The organism is Paenibacillus azoreducens, from assembly GCF_021654775.1.
Classification (GTDB): domain Bacteria; phylum Bacillota; class Bacilli; order Paenibacillales; family Paenibacillaceae; genus Paenibacillus_AQ; species Paenibacillus_AQ azoreducens.
On the sequence record NZ_AP025343.1, the window covers coordinates 5,612,368 to 5,629,613 of the forward strand.

General features: G+C 49.1%; 16 protein-coding genes. All 16 read right to left on the reverse strand.

The window, feature by feature from the left end; genetic code table 11:
• Positions 1 to 288: 288 nt before the first annotated feature.
• Positions 289 to 1,044 (reverse strand): phosphate ABC transporter ATP-binding protein PstB, encoded by a 756-nt coding sequence (pstB, locus tag L6442_RS24875; protein ID WP_194229731.1) that lies wholly within the window; start codon positions 1,042 to 1,044, stop codon positions 289 to 291.
• A 156-nt stretch (positions 1,045 to 1,200) separates the two neighbouring features.
• Positions 1,201 to 2,388 (reverse strand): methyl-accepting chemotaxis protein, encoded by a 1,188-nt coding sequence (locus tag L6442_RS24880; RefSeq protein WP_212976944.1) that lies wholly within the window; start codon positions 2,386 to 2,388, stop codon positions 1,201 to 1,203.
• 574 nt (positions 2,389 to 2,962) lie between these two features.
• Positions 2,963 to 3,694 carry a response regulator transcription factor gene (locus L6442_RS24885; protein ID WP_212976945.1) on the reverse strand — a complete coding sequence of 244 codons (732 nt, stop codon included), beginning with the start codon at positions 3,692 to 3,694 and terminating at the stop codon, positions 2,963 to 2,965.
• Between the two features lie 173 nt (positions 3,695 to 3,867).
• On the reverse strand, positions 3,868 to 5,655 hold the full coding sequence (gene pnpS, locus L6442_RS24890; protein ID WP_212976946.1) for a two-component system histidine kinase PnpS: 1,788 nt from the start codon (positions 5,653 to 5,655) through the stop codon (positions 3,868 to 3,870).
• A gap of 333 nt (positions 5,656 to 5,988) precedes the next feature.
• A complete protein-coding gene (locus L6442_RS24895; RefSeq protein ID WP_194229735.1) occupies positions 5,989 to 6,858 on the reverse strand; it encodes an SDR family oxidoreductase in 870 nt (289 codons plus the stop codon).
• Between the two features lie 210 nt (positions 6,859 to 7,068).
• Entirely contained in the window at positions 7,069 to 7,494 is a 426-nt protein-coding gene (locus L6442_RS24900; protein WP_212976947.1) for a hypothetical protein, read from the reverse strand.
• A gap of 137 nt (positions 7,495 to 7,631) precedes the next feature.
• Positions 7,632 to 8,573 carry a malate dehydrogenase gene (mdh, locus tag L6442_RS24905; protein WP_212976948.1) on the reverse strand — a complete coding sequence of 314 codons (942 nt, stop codon included), beginning with the start codon at positions 8,571 to 8,573 and terminating at the stop codon, positions 7,632 to 7,634.
• A 13-nt stretch (positions 8,574 to 8,586) separates the two neighbouring features.
• A complete protein-coding gene (icd, locus tag L6442_RS24910) occupies positions 8,587 to 9,879 on the reverse strand; it encodes an NADP-dependent isocitrate dehydrogenase (RefSeq protein ID WP_194229738.1) in 1,293 nt (430 codons plus the stop codon).
• A gap of 118 nt (positions 9,880 to 9,997) precedes the next feature.
• Positions 9,998 to 11,113, reverse strand: coding sequence for a citrate synthase (gene citZ / locus L6442_RS24915; protein WP_212976949.1), 1,116 nt, complete (start codon positions 11,111 to 11,113; stop codon positions 9,998 to 10,000).
• 502 nt (positions 11,114 to 11,615) lie between these two features.
• Positions 11,616 to 12,008, reverse strand: a complete 393-nt coding sequence (locus tag L6442_RS24920) for an FxsA family protein (RefSeq protein ID WP_194229740.1) — start codon at positions 12,006 to 12,008, stop codon at positions 11,616 to 11,618.
• A complete protein-coding gene (locus L6442_RS24925; protein ID WP_194229741.1) occupies positions 12,008 to 12,520 on the reverse strand; it encodes an acyl-CoA thioesterase in 513 nt (170 codons plus the stop codon). Before L6442_RS24925 ends, L6442_RS24920 begins: the two co-directional genes overlap by 1 nt.
• A gap of 302 nt (positions 12,521 to 12,822) precedes the next feature.
• Entirely contained in the window at positions 12,823 to 14,247 is a 1,425-nt protein-coding gene (gene pyk, locus L6442_RS24930) for a pyruvate kinase (RefSeq protein ID WP_194229742.1), read from the reverse strand.
• A gap of 123 nt (positions 14,248 to 14,370) precedes the next feature.
• Entirely contained in the window at positions 14,371 to 15,354 is a 984-nt protein-coding gene (locus tag L6442_RS24935; protein WP_194229743.1) for an acetyl-CoA carboxylase carboxyltransferase subunit alpha, read from the reverse strand.
• Positions 15,355 to 16,248, reverse strand: a complete 894-nt coding sequence (gene accD / locus L6442_RS24940) for an acetyl-CoA carboxylase, carboxyltransferase subunit beta (protein WP_194229744.1) — start codon at positions 16,246 to 16,248, stop codon at positions 15,355 to 15,357.
• 83 nt (positions 16,249 to 16,331) lie between these two features.
• The gene (locus tag L6442_RS24945; RefSeq protein WP_036707848.1) at positions 16,332 to 16,520 is read right to left on the reverse strand and encodes a hypothetical protein; all 189 of its coding nucleotides are present in this window, start codon (positions 16,518 to 16,520) and stop codon (positions 16,332 to 16,334) included.
• Between the two features lie 141 nt (positions 16,521 to 16,661).
• Positions 16,662 to 17,168: a phosphatidylglycerophosphatase A family protein gene (locus tag L6442_RS24950; protein ID WP_212976950.1), complete on the reverse strand. Its 507-nt coding sequence runs from the start codon at positions 17,166 to 17,168 to the stop codon at positions 16,662 to 16,664.
• Between the last annotated feature and the right edge of the window lie 78 nt (positions 17,169 to 17,246).

Sequence of the window (17,246 nt, forward strand, 5' to 3'; positions counted from 1 at the left end):
AGGTCGGTTTTCAGCACCGAGAAGGTTGAATGAAGCTAGGGACGAAAGGAGCGGAGCGTACGTTTAGGTACGTGAGCACCGGAAGGCCCGGCTGAATTCAAGATTCGATGTCGATCCCGCTTCCTGATTCACTTCGTGTTAGATATAGAATTTTATTCGTTATCAGCTACGCTGATGAAATTCTATATCGCAAGAAAACCTACCGCTGAATCGCGGTCGCTCATCCTTGAATTAACTTCGATCAGATTTTCTTATCAAAAGCGGACTTTTTGAACAACCTCTTCTGGATCAGCCGAAACGACCGGAAATATAATCCTCTGTCCTGGAGTCTCGCGGGTTGCTGAACAGAGCGTTGGTCTCATCCGCTTCGACGACCTCCCCGCTGAGGAAAAATACCGTGCGGCCGGAGACGCGTGCAGCCTGATGCATATTATGCGTGACCATGACGATCGTATATTTTTCCTTCAACTCCTGCACCAGCTCTTCGATCTTCAGTGTGGAGATCGGGTCAAGCGCGGAAGTGGCTTCATCCATCAGCAAAATGTCAGGCTCAACCGCAAGCGCGCGTGCAATGCATAGGCGCTGCTGCTGCCCGCCGGATAAACTGAGCGCGGAGCGTTTCAGATAGTCTTTTACTTCTTCCCAAAGCGCGGCTTGGCGCAAACTGGATTCAACGATTTCATCCAATGTTTTTTTGCTGCGGATCCCGTGCAGTCGCGGACCGTAAGCGATATTGTCGTAGATGGATTTCGGGAACGGGTTCGGCTGCTGGAACACCATGCCGACGCGCTTGCGAAGTTCCTCCACATACACATCCTTGCCATATATGCCTGCGCCGCCAATTTTGACGGACCCTTCAATCCGCGTGCCGGTAATCATATCATTCATGCGGTTCAGCGTACGAAGCAGCGTGGATTTTCCGCAGCCCGAAGGTCCGATAAAAGCGGTAATCGTCTTTTCCGGAATATCAAGATTTATATTCTTCAAGGCGTGAAACTGATCATAATATAAGTTCAAATCTTCGATCTCGATAATATTTTTCATTTTCTCTCCAGGTCTCCTTATTGTTCATTGGAATATCCCTGTATCTTTGGTTTATTGTATTTGGACCTGCAACTCTATTGATTGTATAACCCTTATGTAAAAGCTGTGTGCCACAATTGTAAACTCTGCGTAAAATATGAATCTGTTATTCACTTTTTACGCAAGCGTACGCTCAAGTTCTACCTTAACGCTTAACGCCTGCTCGGCTGCATCGCTTGCCAGTCGGTGTACCGATCGCCCGGTTTTCTCGACATGGCCTACAGCCTGCTCGAGTTCGCCAAACATCCGGTTTCCTTCCGTCAGTCGCGCGGCACCGGCATGGATTTGTTCCACCCCGGCGGAGGTTAATGTCCCTGTCTCTGCAGCCAGATGGCTGATTCGCTCCAGCAGCTCCGAAATATCCGACGTCAGACTGCGGATTTGGGAGGCCAATGATCTTACTTCAGCCGCGACAACTTCGAAACCTTTGCCGTGACTTCCCGCATGAGCGGCCTCGATCGATGCGTTAATAGCCAGTAGGCCGCTTCGATCCGCAAGCTCCGTGATGCCCTGGGTCAGCGCAGAGATTTTGCCCGCATTCTCAATGAGACGCGCTACCTGTTTCTGATTCCGGTTCATATGCTCTACAGCTTCAGCATAGGATTGACCTGCTTCATCCAGCTTCACTCTGCCTTCCATCGTCCATTCTTTCATGCGCAGACATTCCTCAAGCGTCAGGCTGGCCGCCTCCGACACTTCAACCAAAGAATACTCCATGCCGCTGACATGACCGTAGTTTTCATTTACCGTATGCTTGCGTTGTTCCTCCGCTTCCTCCTGAAGCTTGCCCGACATCAGAAGCAAGTCCTGAACAGTCAGCACGCCTTGCAGCCGGCCTCCTTCGGTTATAAGTACGCAGTCATAGAAACGGGATTCCGGTCTTTGTAGTGCCCGCTGAATCATCAGGGCCGGATCATCTTCACTCTCAACCACCAGAATATCCGTTTCGGCAAAATCCATCACCGGACGGTCATAATATAATTCCGCTGCAAAACGTCCGGTCAGCTTCCGGTAAAACACATCCTTCATCAGCAGCCCTTGCGGCCCTGAATCCTCCCCGCAAATGACCAAACATGGAAGATGCTGCTGCTCCTTCAGCATATTTAAAGCTTCCATGCAAGTGATGGATGGCGCAAGCACAGGTACGTTCCGGCAATATTCGGCGGCGGATATTTTTCCGCCCGGCGTTTTGTTTGCAGCCGATTGGACCGCTTCCTCCGGCATGAAGCTTTTCTGGCCTTTCCATACGGATATGGCCGTTTGAAGCTTGTTATTCGTTCCTTTTTCCAATTGCAGCGTGCTCAAGGCTGATTCCCCCCAAGAACTTCTCTTTAGCCGCATCATACCGTTTAATCATTAAGGGAAGATGCGCGGATTGTAAAATAACCCACAAAGAGTATCGGAAAGAAGTAAGGGCGCCTCTCAAAGAGAGGCGCTTTTGCGGAGCAAAAGTACTGAGTGAAGCCTATGCTTCGTTGCTTATTCCAAAGGCTTTGTGGGTCCCCAAAAAACTTATAAATTTTATAATTATAAGAAAAACGTCTATCGACGTACTCTCATAGAAGACAGACCGCGTTTAGCGGTAATTTTTCTTGCGATATAAGGATGCAAGATCTCCGAAGTTTATACTTTCTTATATCTTAAGAAAAACGTCTATCGACGTACTCTCATAGAAGACAGACCGCGTTTAGCGGTAATTTTTCTTGCGATATTAGGATGCGAGATCTCCGAAGTTTATACTTTCTTATATCTTAAGAAAAACGTCTATCGACGTACTCTCATAGAAGACAGACCGCGTTTAGCGGTAATTTTTCTTGCGATATAAGGATGCGAGATCTCCGAAGTTTATACTTTCTTATATCTTAAGAAACGCCCACCATCACGATTCCTGATGATGAGCGCTTCTTTTTTTGTTTATCACGAGTTTATAGCCGACGCCGCGGATCGAGTCGATGTGGACGGATTCGGGATCAAGCTCCAGTTTTTTGCGGAGCGAGCTGACATGAACATCGACCGTCCGCTGCCCGCCGATATAATCAAACCCCCATACCGCATTCATCAGGTCGTCCCGGGTGAGCACGACGCCAGGCTTGCGGGCAAGATACAGCAGAACTTCGAACTCCTTTGGTCTCAGGCTGATGCTTGTGCTGCCTAACATCACTTCATATTTTTCCGGGTAAATCTCCAGCTGCCCCAGCCGGATCGCCGAATCGGAAGTTTCCGGTACCGTCTCTTCTTTTATTCCCGAAACGCGGCGCAAAACCGTGCCAACGCGCGCCAGCAGTTCGGACACTCCAAACGGCTTTGTGATATAGTCGTCGGCCCCAAGCTTCAGGCCTTGTACGACCTCTTCCTCCGCATTTTTGGCTGTCAAAATAATGACCGGCGTTATAATGCCCTTCCCGCGCAGCTTGCTAAGAATATCAAACCCGTTCATTCCCGGCAGCATCAAATCCAGTATGATCAAATCGAAAGGCTCATGTACCGCTCGCTCGAACCCGGATGTTCCGTGATCTTCGATCGTGACCTCGTAACCTTCCTGCATCAAATTGTAAGATAATAATCTGGCTAATGTCGGCTCATCTTCTATAACGAGCAACCGCTGCGACATGTGTTTTTTTCCCCCGTTTCTAAAAAACAATGGTTTCGGATGCTGACAAGCCCATCGTAACACCTGAATGTTAACCCTGTGTAAACAAAAAGAGCAAATGCAGCATTTTTTTACATTCCGTTTTTAACTTCAAGGCATTTGGAAAATAGTTCTTTTACATCCACATGTCCATCTTATTCCTGAAGCATCGGCAGTTCAACCGTAAATGTGGTGCCGATGCCAAGTTCGCTCTCCACGGAGATTTCGCCATGATGCAGTTCGACCAAATGTTTGACAATAGACAGCCCGAGCCCGGTACCGCCTGAACTGCGCGATCTGGCTTTATCCACTCTGTAAAACCGCTCGAATATGCGCGGTTGGTCTTTTTTCGGTATGCCAATGCCGGTATCCGAGACTTTGAAAATAATTTTCTCGAGCCCTTCCGCATCTTGGCGGTCCCTGACGCTCAATTCCACCTTGCCGCCATCCGGAGTGTAGCTGACGGCATTGGACAATAAATTAATAAGAATTTGCCGCAGCTTGTCCTCGTCCGCTTCGACAAACAGTTCTTCCGGAATATCCGAATGAAGCGTGATCCGTTTTTTCTTGGCAACGGTAGCTATCGTATCCATGATCGATGCGCAAAAATAGTCCAAATGTATAGGCGCATAATCCATCGGTGAACGTTTGGACTCGATTTTGGACAAATCCAGAATATCGCTGATCAACCGGTTAAGCCGCTCGCTTTCATCGTATATGATTTTCAGGAAAGACCTTGCCGTCTCTTCATCCTTTACGCCGCCGCCAAGCAGCGTTTCGGAGAAACCTTTCACTGCAGCCACCGGTGTTTTCAGTTCATGGGACACATTTGCCACGAACTCGCTCCGCATATTTTCCAACCGGCGGATTGCCGTTACGTCCTGCAGCAGGAACAGCATGCCTTTGAATGATTGGTCCTCTCCCAGCGTAGGCACGCCGTCCAAACGCAAAATCGTTTCCTCCGGCCTGTATACGCTGCGCTCCTCATGGATGATTTCACGCTCCGTAATGCCATCCTTAATCAGTTTGGTCAGCTCATAATACTGTTTCAGCTCATTAAATGAACGTCCCTGCAGCTCGCCGCTTCTGACATTCAGCATCTCTTCCGCCGCCGGATTGATCAAGGCGATGCTGCCGTCCGCAGCCACCAGCAAAATACCGCTTGTCATGTTATCTAGCACGCTTTGCAACAGATCCTCATTGTCGCGAATCGTCTTCAGCTGATTTTGCAGGCTGTCCGCCATGCCGTTAATCGCCTTGGCCAGCTCTCCTATCTCATCCTTGCGCTGCATATCGACCCTGGCATCATAATCCAGGCGCGATATTCTGCCGGCCACCTTGGTGATCTTCTCGATCGGGGAGGTGAGTCCTGCCGCAACGCGGTAGCTTACAATCGCAGCCACGACAAACAAAATAGCCAGACCCCCGGCCATTAGCGTCCATCCATTGCGTACACCTTCGTCCACGGACTTCAAGCTTAATGATAACCGGATAAAGCCGTCATAATTCCCGCCGGAAACGACCGGCATCGCAACATACAGCATATCTTCTTTCAGCGTTGAGCTGTAGCGGATCGCATGGCCGTTTCCTTTTTTGAGCGCATTGACAATCTCTTCGCGATTGCTGTGGTTGTCCATATGCAGCGGATCGCTTTCCGAATCCCCAATCACGGTGCCGTCCTTGGATATAAAGGTAACCCGGGAATCCGTCAGCGCAGCCAGTTCCTTTGCCTCACGGGTATAATATGCCATCGCACTTTCGCCTTGGGCGGGGCGGAAATCAAAGGTCCGGCTCAAAAGGTTGATTTCCCGAATCATGTTGTCTTCCAGCGCGGAAATATGTGATTTTTTGAATACCTGTGCCATCGTAATACCTGCGCCCACCATGGAAATACCGATCATGATCATTAAAATCAAGGTGAGTCTGATGCGAAAAGGTCTCATCGCCGTCTTCCTTTTTCATGAATTTTCATGTTTCTTCTCTTTATCCTATCCTGAATTAGATGTGGTGAAAAGTTTAAATTCTCTTCGGCGTGCTGCTGCCGACTTCCTTGCTGCCAAGTGATCGCCTTTTTTTTGCAAGATAAGAGTATAATAATTGCGAAATGTTAAGGCTGGATAAATCGTGATTGTAGGAAGCGGATTATTTTCTTGAGCACATGGCTCCGAGTTTCGAGATGCCATTGGAGGAACTGTCGCAGCTCGTTTCCGAAGCCGATTAAGCAAAAAGGTTGAGCAGATCCAACATCTGCCCAACCTTTTTGAGTACCGGTTTCTTTAACCGTTGACGATCTCGCCGCCGTTGACATGGATGACCTGTCCGCTCACATAAGACGAATCATCGGAAGCCAGATATACGAAGGCTGGCGCCAATTCTTCCGGCTGGCCCGGACGTTTCATCGGCTGGGTTGAACCAAACTCGCTGACCTTCTGCGCGTCAAAGCTTGATGGAATTAGCGGCGTCCAGATCGGCCCAGGGGCTACGGCGTTAACGCGAATCCCCTTCTCCACGACATTCATGGACAGAGCCCGCGTAAAACTGACGATTGCGCCTTTCGTGGCGGAATAATCGATCAGGGTCGGATTGCCTTTATACGCGGTAATGGAAGCCGTGTTGACAATGGCGCTTCCGCTCTTTAGGTATGGCATCGCCATTTTGGTCATGAAAAACATGCCGAAAATGTTCGTGCGGAATGTGCGTTCCAGCTGTTCTTGCGTAATATCCTCAATCTTTTGCTGCGGGTGCTGTTCAGCCGCATTGTTGATGAGAATATCCAGTCCTCCAAGTTCCTTGACCGACTGGTTGACTGCGTTTTTGCAAAATGCCTCATCTCCAATATCCCCGGCAATCAGCAGGCATTTGCGTCCTTTCTGCTCTACCAACCGCTTCGTTTCCTGGGCATCCCCATGTTCATTTAAATAAATGATCGAGATGTCCGCCCCTTCTTTGGCAAAAGCGACGGCCACGGCACGTCCGATGCCGCTGTCTCCGCCGGTAATGATCGCTTTCTTGTCCTTAAGCTTGCCGGAACCCGCGTAATTTTGTGACTCGAACTTCGGGAGCGGATTCATTTCCGATTCGATTCCCGGTTGATGATTTTGATGCTGCGGCGGTAACGTTTGTTTGCTTTGCGTATTTCCTGACATGTCGATGCTCTCCTTCCGCGCTTTTCTTGGCTGTTTTTCCATGCGCCTGGCACACAGGATTCCATTCCCATATTAGGATGTAAGTAAAACAAACCCTTTATTCTTCTTGTCGTTTAATACTTACCACATTCCGTCTAGCTTCAAACAAAGAAAAAAGCAGCTTCCCGGATGCCGGGAGGCTGCCATTAATAACCAACATAAAAAACGATTTTAGATAATGTGGCTGTAAACCATAAAAAACAGCATCACAAGCACACAGATGGAGACTAAGGCACTTAAAGTGCGAATTTTTCCGGTTTCCACAGAGATATCCCGATTGCTTCGGATACCATCTACTGCAAGACGGAGCGGTTTGCCCATCATCCCGCCAATAGCGCCAATCGCCAATAGCAAAATAACGATAATGATCATCCAAGGCACGGAATATTTTCCTTGGCTCATTAAGTAACCGCCTGTAAGCAGTTGTACGACCAAAGCAATTTGGGCATAGGTATTTAGGCTGCGAACTGTAGCTGCGCTGCCTTCTTGAGCCGCCAGGGAGAGCTTGGACATTTTCCCTACGACGAAGGGTAATATCAGATAAAATCCCAAAGCCGCTGCGCCTAAAATATGTATAAACATCATAACTGCATACATTTAGCATCCCTCCACTTTGTCTATGATTTATATTACATTACTATCATTTTACACCAATCAAAAGAAAAGAAAACCTCTAAAATATGAACAAACTTAGAGGTTTTCCTTTTTAATATTTATTATGCTTTAAAACGCTTTTACAGATTCACAACCGAAATGACGCTGCGAACGGAATTTGCGGATTTATCCAGCGCGGCTTTTTCCTCGGCCGTAAGATCCAGCTCGAAAACTTTTTCGATGCCGCTGCCGCCAAGGATTGCAGGCACGCCCAGGAATAAATCGTTATAGCCATATTCGCCTTCCAGAAGCGCAATCACCGGAATGATCCGTTTTTTGTCTTTGATAATTGCTTCCGCCATCTGCACGAGGGAAGCCGCAGGCGCATAATATGCGCTGCCGTTGCCAAGCAAGTTGACAATTTCGCCGCCGCCTACGCGGGTACGCTGTACGATCTCCTGAATGCGATCGGCAGGAATAAGCGTTTCGATCGGAATGCCGCCAACGTTCGAATAACGAACGAGTGGGACCATGTCGTCGCCGTGTCCGCCAAGCACGAAGCCGCGTACGTCTTCCACGGATACGTTCAGCTCCTGCGCGATAAACGTGCAGTAACGGGCGGTATCCAGTACGCCGGATTGGCCGATGACGCGGTTTTTAGGGAAACCGAGCGTTTTGTACGCTGCATAAGTCATCGCGTCCACAGGGTTGCTCAGGATGATAACCGTCGATTCCGGAGCGACTCTCTTCACGTTTTCGCATACGGATTTCATGATGCCTGCATTGGTGTTTACAAGATCATCGCGGCTCATGCCCGGTTTGCGGGCTATGCCGGCCGTAATGATCACGATGTCGGAGTCGGCTGCGTCGTCATAGTTCGAAGTGCCGATAATCTGGCTGTCAAAGCCTTGTACCGGACTTGCTTCCAGCATGTCGAGCGCTTTGCCTTTCGTCGGGTTTTCCAGTTGAGGAATATCAAGCAGTACCACGTTGCCGAGTTCTTTTTGAGCCAGCATCAAAGCCGTAGTTGCGCCGGTAAAACCAGCGCCTACAACCGTAATCTTTTTACGTGTTAATGCCATTTTTCCCTCTCCCTTACATGTTTTTGATCACTTCATCTGCAAACTCGGAGCATTTCACTTGGGTCGCGCCTTCCATCAGGCGGGCAAAGTCGTAAGTAACGGTTTTATTGTTAATGGAAGTTTCCATGCCTTTGTAGATGAGATCAGCCGCTTCCTGCCAACCCAGATGCTCAAGCAGCATAACGCCGGACAGAATGACGGAACCAGGGTTCACCACGTCTTTGTCCGCATATTTAGGAGCCGTACCATGCGTAGCTTCGAAAATCGCGTGGCCTGTCACATAGTTGATGTTAGCCCCCGGAGCGATCCCGATACCGCCGATTTGGGCAGCCAAAGCGTCGGACAGATAGTCGCCGTTCAAGTTCAACGTAGCGATGACGTCAAAGTCGGTTGGACGAGTCAATACTTGCTGCAGCGCGATGTCTGCAATCGCGTCCTTCACGATGATCTTGCCTTCAGCTTCCGCAGCGCTTTGAGCGGCATTTGCAGCGTCTACGCCTTCTTTTTCTTTGATCGCATCGTATTGTGCCCAAGTGAATACTTTATCGCCGAATTCCTGCTCGGCAACTTCGTAACCCCAGTTTTTGAAGGCACCTTCCGTAAATTTCATGATGTTGCCTTTGTGAACGAGCGTAACGCTCTTGCGGCCGTGTTTGATCGCATATTCGACAGCGGCGCGAACGAGACGTTTGGAACCTTCGGAGGAAACAGGTTTAATGCCGATACCGGAAGTTTCAGGGAAACGGATTTTGTTGACGCCCATTTCTTCCTGCAGGAATTTGATGACTTTTTTAACTTCTTCCGAACCTTCTTTGTATTCGATCCCTGCGTAGATGTCTTCGGTGTTTTCGCGGAAAATAACCATATCCACTTGTTCAGGATGTTTTACTGGAGAAGGAACGCCTTGGAAATAACGTACAGGACGCAGACATACGTACAGATCGAGCTCTTGGCGAAGCGCAACGTTCAGGGAACGGATGCCGCCGCCGATAGGCGTAGTCAAAGGTCCTTTAATCGCAACGATATACTCACGGATGGCTTCAAGCGTATCGTTAGGCAGCCATTCTCCGTATGTATTAAATGCTTTTTCACCGGCAAATACTTCGTACCATGCGATTTTTTTGGAGCCGCCGTAAGCCTTGTCCACCGCAGCGTCCAGAACTCGTTTGGAAGCTTTCCAAATATCGCGGCCGGTACCGTCACCTTCGATAAAAGGAATGACCGGGTTGTTAGGCACCTGAAGTTTTCCGTTTATGATTTCAATTTTTTCACCTTCGGTAGGAAGTGCGAACTTTTCCAATTTCATGATTGTATCCTCCTTTATTTTATGAATAATCTTTCATTGCCAAAAACAGACAGCCGTACAGGGGCTCCGGAGAAGCTTCGGCAAACGCAGCATCCCGGTCCCCTATCTTTATTGTCCATTAAGCGCGCTGCTCAACCGGTACGTATTTCTGATCGGTTTCACCCACATATTCGGCACGCGGACGGATAATCCGGTTATTTTCGTATTGCTCAAGGATATGCGCCGTCCATCCGGATACGCGGCTGACCGCAAAAATCGGAGTAAACAACTCGTGGTTGAACCCTAGCTGAGTATACACAGAAGCGGAATAAAAATCCACATTCGGTCTCAGTCCCTTTTGGTTCGTGACGAGTTCGTCGATCTTGACGGACATTTCATACAGCGTCGTATCGCCTTTCATTTCACCCAGCTCGCGGGACATTTTTTGCAGATGTTTCGCGCGCGGATCGCCGTTTTTGTACACGCGGTGGCCAAAGCCCATGATCTTTTCGCGGTTATCCAATTTGCCCTGGATATACGGCTCCACGTTTTCGATGCTTCCGATTTCATTCAGCATTTTCATGACGGCTTCATTCGCACCGCCATGCAGAGGGCCTTTCAATGCGCCTATGGCCGAAGTCACGCCGGAATAAATGTCTGAAAGCGTAGCCACGGTCACACGCGCAGCGAAAGTGGAGGCATTCAGCTCATGGTCCGCATGCAGCACAAGCGCCTGGTCCAGAGCTTTGGCCGAAACTTCATCCGCATGCTCGCCTTTGAGCATATACAGGAAATTCTCGGCAATGGTCAATCCCGCCTGCGGAGCCACCGGTTCTTTGCCTTCGCGGATACGCGCCAGGGCGGCAATGATCGTAGGGAGCTTAGCCTGCAGACGGATCGCTTTACGCTGGTTTGCTTCACGGCTCATATCGTCGGCTTCACCGTCGTAGAGAGCTAGGGCAGATACTGCCGAACGGAGGGCAGCCATCGTACTTGTATCTTTTGGATATAATTTCATTTGCTCGATCACCTGGGCCGGGATCGAAGCCTCGTCACTCAAATCCTTCCGGAGCTGTTTAAGCTCTGCTTCATTAGGCAGCTTTCCGAACCACAGCAAATAGGCTACTTCTTCAAAACTTGCATGCGTTGCAAGATCATCGATGTTATAACCACGGTATGTGAGCACACCGTCAACGATGGAACTGATCGAAGAAGCTGCGGCGACAATTCCCTCAAGGCCTTTCGTAGCTGTCATCGTACATCTCTCCTTTATAAAACGGATTAAAAAACAGTCAAACGAGCCGTGAAAACATTTACATTTTATTTGAAAGAAAAAAAGAAACGGCTTTTCGCCATTTTACCTAGCAATACAACCGCCAAGTAATGGAATCACTAATATAATAAAGTATTTTGTCGGATATGTGAACATAAGTATCCCCTATAAAAACATCAAATTGTTTTATCAGGTGAATAAAATAATTTTTTAATTAGAGATTTTACATATCCTAATTATGATGTTTTCCGGTTTCGGATGGGTGTCAACAGACCATAAAACCGGCGTTTAAAGCTATCGAAGGAGTGATCCTCCACCGTATTTAGTTTGATACAATTTCAATATTTTAATCGTTTTGAATCCATTTCATAATAGATTTATTGGCTTACGTTTATAGATTTTCGTTTGCATGCGAGGTATCGGTATAGGGGAGATTTAACCAAAGCTCCCGCCAGAACAATCTGACGGGTGTCTTTAAGATATTTTAGCGGCGGTATATCGTAAACTGCCCCTTCTTCATCTTCCGTTCCAGCCATTTCAGTATAAAATAGCGGTATAGCGGACGGGACAGCGGGAAAACCATCGTAAAGCCGATGATATCGGTCACGAATCCCGGGATAACAAGCAGAATGCCCCCGATAAAAATGCAAAGCCCGTCGACCAGGCTTCTTCCCGGAATTTGTCCGGAGTTCATCCGCGCCCGCGAATCCTCCAGAACCTTGCGTCCTTCAAAACGCATCATCACCATCCCGATCGCCGATGTAGCGATGGTAAGCAGGAACGTATTTCCGCCCCCAACCCTGCTCGCAACCACATTAAAACCGTAAATCTCCACCACAGGCACAATGATCATAACGGCAATCAGCCACTTCCACACTACGAATCCCCTCCTCCGACGAGAGATTGGTTTAAGGCTTCATATAGTTCGGGAGCGCTCTTATCCAGCCTTGCAGGCTGCCATTCGCGATTTACCCATACATGACTTGTTGTTCCCGACACAAGAAGTTCTCCGGGCAGCTCCATCCCCTCGGAATAATGCTTCCCGGACAGATCTTCCCTCTCTTGAGGTGAAAGTTTTCTAACTTCATAAGCATATTTGATTCTTAATTTCGAAAAGGAGGTCATCCGTGTAAAAATGGTAATTTCATCGTCATAGCGGGCCGGGTGGCTGAATTTCATATCCAGATCGGTCACGGGCAGCAAAACACCCGTCTCTTCCATGCTCCGGTACGTTATGCCCAGCTCGCGGATCATTTCGGTCCGCCCGATCTCGAACCAGTTCAAATAATTGGCGTGGTAAACCACTCCCATCTGGTCGCTTTCCTGATAGCGGACCCGGACGAAAGCCGTATACCAACGGCTAAGTTTATCCTCCGTGTTTTTTCCCATGTCGCCGTAATCCCTTCTTCGAAAATGAAAGCCATGTTCCCAGTATAACACAGGGATTTGCAACTCTCGAATCTGCGGTTAGCGCAGCGGGAATCGGGCAAATACGGGAGTTTCACAGGGGGGGCTCAGGGTATAAAATAACCCCACAAAGTGGAGCCTATGCTTCGATGCTTATTCCAAATACTTTGCGGGGACCCCCAAAAAAACTTATAAATTCTATACTGCTTAAAAAGGCTGCGCAGGAATAGATCCTGCGCAGCCTAATAAAATTTATAACGTTATCGGTCATTTCCGATTACAGTTTATTCGTTTGGGATTTGGCTGATCTTCACAAGGTTCGTCGAACCGGATTGTCCGAGCGGCACGCCTGCTGTAATGACAACCAGATCTCCCGGCTGTACCAGTCCGGTCTCCAGAGAACCTTTCATGGAGTATTCGAACATTTCATCCGTAGAGCTTGCCGTTTTGCCTTGTACGGTCGTTACGCCCCAGCTCAAAGCCAGTTGACGCAGCGTGCGTTCTTTGGTTGTAACGGCGATAATCGGTGCTTGTGGGCGGTATTTGGATACCACGCGCGCCGTGAGTCCGGATTCCGTGGAAGTGATGATTGCTTTCGCATTCAAATCCAACGCGGAAATCGCCACCGATTGGCTGATCGCTTCGGTTACGGTCGTTTCCTGTGCAATTCTTTGTTTCAGGAAAATCTCGCGATAGTCCAAATCGGACTCTGCTCTTTCGGCAATGCGGGACATGGTCAGCACGGATTCCACAGGATATTTCCCTGCAGCCGTCTCGCCGGAAAGCATGATTGCGTCGGTTCCGTCGAAGATCGCGTTGGCAACGTCGCTCGCTTCCGCGCGGGTCGGACGCGGGTTGCGCTGCATCGAATCCAGCATTTGGGTAGCCGTGATAACCGGTTTGCCTGCAAGATTACATTTTTGGATCATGCGCTTTTGAACGAGCGGCACTTCTTCCGCAGGGATTTCCACGCCAAGGTCGCCGCGGGCAACCATAAGGCCGTCGGAAGCTTCGAGAATTTCATCCAGGTTGTCCACACCTTGTTGGTTCTCGATTTTGGAAATGATTTTAATATGGCCTGCATTATGTTTTTCAAGCAAATCACGAATTTCTTGAACGTCACTTGCTTTGCGGACGAAGGAAGCCGCGATAAAATCGATGTCCTGTTCGATCCCAAAAACGATATCGTTGGCGTCTTTCTCTGTAATACCCGGCAGGGAAATCGCTACACCCGGTACGTTAACACCTTTCTTGCTTTTGATTGTACCTCCGTTGACGATGCGGCATTTGATTTCCGTGCCTTCGACGCCGACAACCGCCAAACCGATCAGGCCGTCATCGATCAAAATGGTAGATCCGACTTGCACATCGCCAGGAAGATCCTTGTAAGTAACCGAGATGCGGTTTTTGTCGCCCTCGATTTCTTCGGTTGTCAAAGTGATGTATTCGTCTTGCACCAACTCGATCGGTTCCACAGCCAGCTTGCCCGTGCGGATTTCCGGTCCTTTGGTATCCAGCAGAATTGCTACGTTCTTGCCCAGTTCTTTGGCAGCCTGGCGGATGTTTTTGATCCGGTTCCCATGCTCTTCGAAGTCGCCGTGCGAAAAATTCAGACGGGCCACATTCATTCCGGCAAGAATCAGTTTTTTGGTGTTTTCCAACGATTCACTGGAAGGTCCGATAGTACATACGATTTTAGTTTTACGCATTTGGGTTTCCTCCGTTTTTCATAAAAATCTCTCTATCCTACTTCTTTATCCAAAAACTAAATTTACTACAAAACCAAGACTTTGTATAGGCAATTTCTCATATAAAGCTTTGACAGAAAGTGACTATTCTATGACTCCGGCAGACAAAGATTGCTCAAATGCGAATTCTCCGATCTTCCGGAACTTCTGATATCTGTCTTCCTTCAAAGCTTCGCGGTCCATTTCGGACAGCTCCTGCAGGTGCCGGATAAGCGCCTCCTTCAGTGCGGATGCCGTCGCTTCATAATCTCTATGCGCGCCGCCGGCGGGCTCGGGAACGATCTCTTCGATCACCTCGAAGCCAAGCAGGTCTTTGGCCGTAATTTTCATAGCCTCGGCAGCCTGGTCCGCCTTGGATGCGTCCTTCCATAGAATCGATGCCGCACCGTTTGGCGAAATCGCCGCATAAATGGCATGTTCCAGCATCAGCACACGGTTGCCTACAGCCAACGCAAGAGCACCGCCGCTTCCACCTTCGCCGATGATCACACAAATGACAGGAACGCCAAACGCCGACATTTCCCGTAAGTTCCGGGCGATCGCTTCGGACTGTCCTCTCTCTTCTGCTGTATTACCCGGATATGCGCCTTTTGTATCAACAAAAGTGATAATCGGGCGTTTGAATTTATCCGCCTGCTGCATCAGCCGCAGCGCTTTGCGGAAACCTTCCGGATGCGCGCTGCCGAAGAAACGGGCAATGTTATCCTTGGTATCCTTGCCCCGCTGCTGGCCGATAACCGTAACCGGTATTCCGTCCAGCTTCGCGAGTCCGCCAACAATGGCAAGATCGTCGCCAAACAGGCGATCGCCGTGAAGTTCAATAAAATCAGTGAAAATGAGCTGGATCAGATCAAGCGAGGTCGGACGCTGCTGATGACGCGCCACATGCATTTTCTGATGCGGAGAAATGTTGGAATAGATCTCTTGCTCCAGTTCGGCGTAACGTTCTTCCAATCTGGAAATTTCGTCGGTAAAATCGATCCCCTTGTCCTGTCCGAACTGTTTCAGCTCATTAATTTTTTGCCGCATTTCAACAAGGGGTTTTTCAAAAGGCAATTCTCCCGCCACTTAATTTCCCCCTTTCACGCCGTGCAGCTCAAGGAGCTTGTACAGCATTGGACGAAGCTCTTTGCGATGGACCACCAGGTCGAGCTGGCCGTGCGCAAGGTTAAACTCGGCGGTCTGGAAATCGTCCGGCAGCTTCTGGCGGATGGTCTGCTCGATAACAATCCGGCCCGCAAATCCGAACACGGCTCCCGGCTCAGCAATGTTAATATCGCCAAGCGTGGCAAAACTGGCAGAAACACCACCAGTCGTAGGATCCGTAATTACTGAGATATATAAGCCGCCCTTCTCGTTGAAACGCGATAGAGCTGCGCTTGTTTTCGCCATCTGCATCAGGCTGAGAATGCTCTCCTGCATACGCGCTCCGCCTGAGGTCGAGAATATGATCAGCGGCAAATCCTTTTCGGTTGCCGCCTCAATGGCGCGCGTAATCTTTTCGCCTACAACCGAACCCATGCTTCCCGTAAAGAAGTCGAAGCTCATGACCGCTACCACGACAGGCAATCCTTCAATCGTGCCTTGTCCTGTTACGACGGCCTCGCGCAGCCCCGATTTCATTCTCTGCTGCTCCAGCTTCGTACCGTACCCCGGAAATTGCAGCGGATCCACCGATACCATGCCGCCGTCAAATTCCTCGAAGCCCTCTTTGTCCATAAGCATGCGAATACGTTCCATGGCGTTCAAGCGCATATGGTAATCACAATTCGGGCAAACCTTCAAATTTTTCTCAAGCTCTTTGCTGTATTGAATCGTGCCGCACTTGGGACATTTATTCATGAGCCCTTCAGGGACTTCCCTTCTGGGTCTATCGTTTTCTACAGGCTCATTACCTTTTCCCACACGATCTGAAGGAATGGTCGCGTACTTCCTTTTTTTCTGAAACAAGTCTTTAAACACAACTACACCTCTCCAGCCGTTTATTTACTCAGCCGCGTCTTATCAAGCCGTTTCAACGCCACTCTCTCGTTATTCCAAGGGGATTAAGGATGCAAAATGGAGTTCAACACTTCCTGAACTTCCTCCAGCTCTCCGGAGGGTACCAGAATTTCGAACTGCTGCTTGGACAAGTTGACCGGACGGCTTTTCACCAAAAATCCTTCTTCCGTGAGTTTGGCCTGGATCATTTCCGCCACCTTAGCGGTCGGCGCAATATAAATGACCGTCCACATAACTTTCGTAAGCCCCCTAATCTCATGTTTCTTGAGCCCGTATAATGAGACAATGATAACATAACTCTGTTTTTTCCCGCAACAAAGGGCCGTGAAACAATTCCGCGAAGCAGGGGGCTTCGAAAGGAGCGAAAATCCGCTTCAAGAGCCGGAAGTTCCGGAGCCGTCGGCATACGTTTTGGCGCCCTTGTACCGGTGTGCGATACGGGCCGAAGCCGCTGCAGCAAGCCCTGCCACGAGATCATCCAAAAAAACGTGAATTTCATTTTTTTTATTATTCAAATCTGCGATGATACCGTTTTTTTCTTTGTCCAAATAGCCAAAGCTGGTTAATCCGATCATACCATATACATTCGTAATTCCAAGCGCCAATGTTTCGTCCACGCCATATAATGGCTCATCCGCCTCCATAATTGCCTGAAGCGGCTGAGGCAGGAGCCTCCGCTCCGCCAGCTCATCGAGAGCAATCCCCGTAAACAGCGTATATTGCACTTCCCGTTTGCCAAGAACCGCTTCGACGCTTTCAATGCAATCCTGGATCGTCAAGAGAGGATGATACACAAGCTGCAGCCGGTATACGATATTGGCAATATCCTCAACCTTCACTCCCCTGCGGTTCAACATGGCTACCGCCGCTTCATACGACATCTGCTATTCCTCCCGCATACACGCCCCGAAACTCCCGAGCTTTTGGGCGCATAAAATGTTGTCCTCTTGATAGGTGTC

What these genes read in the sequence shown, in the direction of transcription:
- pstB (WP_194229731.1), bottom strand. Translation starts at nt 1,044, where the DNA reads ATGAAAAATATTATCGAGATCGAAGATTTGAACTTATATTATGATCAG.
- L6442_RS24885 (WP_212976945.1), bottom strand. Translation starts at nt 3,694, where the DNA reads ATGTCGCAGCGGTTGCTCGTTATAGAAGATGAGCCGACATTAGCCAGA.
- pnpS (WP_212976946.1), bottom strand. Translation starts at nt 5,655, where the DNA reads ATGAGACCTTTTCGCATCAGACTCACCTTGATTTTAATGATCATGATC.
- L6442_RS24895 (WP_194229735.1), bottom strand. Translation starts at nt 6,858, where the DNA reads ATGTCAGGAAATACGCAAAGCAAACAAACGTTACCGCCGCAGCATCAA.
- L6442_RS24900 (WP_212976947.1), bottom strand. Translation starts at nt 7,494, where the DNA reads ATGTATGCAGTTATGATGTTTATACATATTTTAGGCGCAGCGGCTTTG.
- mdh (WP_212976948.1), bottom strand. Translation starts at nt 8,573, where the DNA reads ATGGCATTAACACGTAAAAAGATTACGGTTGTAGGCGCTGGTTTTACC.
- icd (WP_194229738.1), bottom strand. Translation starts at nt 9,879, where the DNA reads ATGAAATTGGAAAAGTTCGCACTTCCTACCGAAGGTGAAAAAATTGAA.
- citZ (WP_212976949.1), bottom strand. Translation starts at nt 11,113, where the DNA reads ATGACAGCTACGAAAGGCCTTGAGGGAATTGTCGCCGCAGCTTCTTCG.
- L6442_RS24925 (WP_194229741.1), bottom strand. Translation starts at nt 12,520, where the DNA reads ATGGGAAAAAACACGGAGGATAAACTTAGCCGTTGGTATACGGCTTTC.
- pyk (WP_194229742.1), bottom strand. Translation starts at nt 14,247, where the DNA reads ATGCGTAAAACTAAAATCGTATGTACTATCGGACCTTCCAGTGAATCG.
- L6442_RS24945 (WP_036707848.1), bottom strand. Translation starts at nt 16,520, where the DNA reads ATGTGGACGGTCATTTATATTGCGCCGACCGCTAAGGTGGCGGAAATG.
- L6442_RS24950 (WP_212976950.1), bottom strand. Translation starts at nt 17,168, where the DNA reads ATGTCGTATGAAGCGGCGGTAGCCATGTTGAACCGCAGGGGAGTGAAG.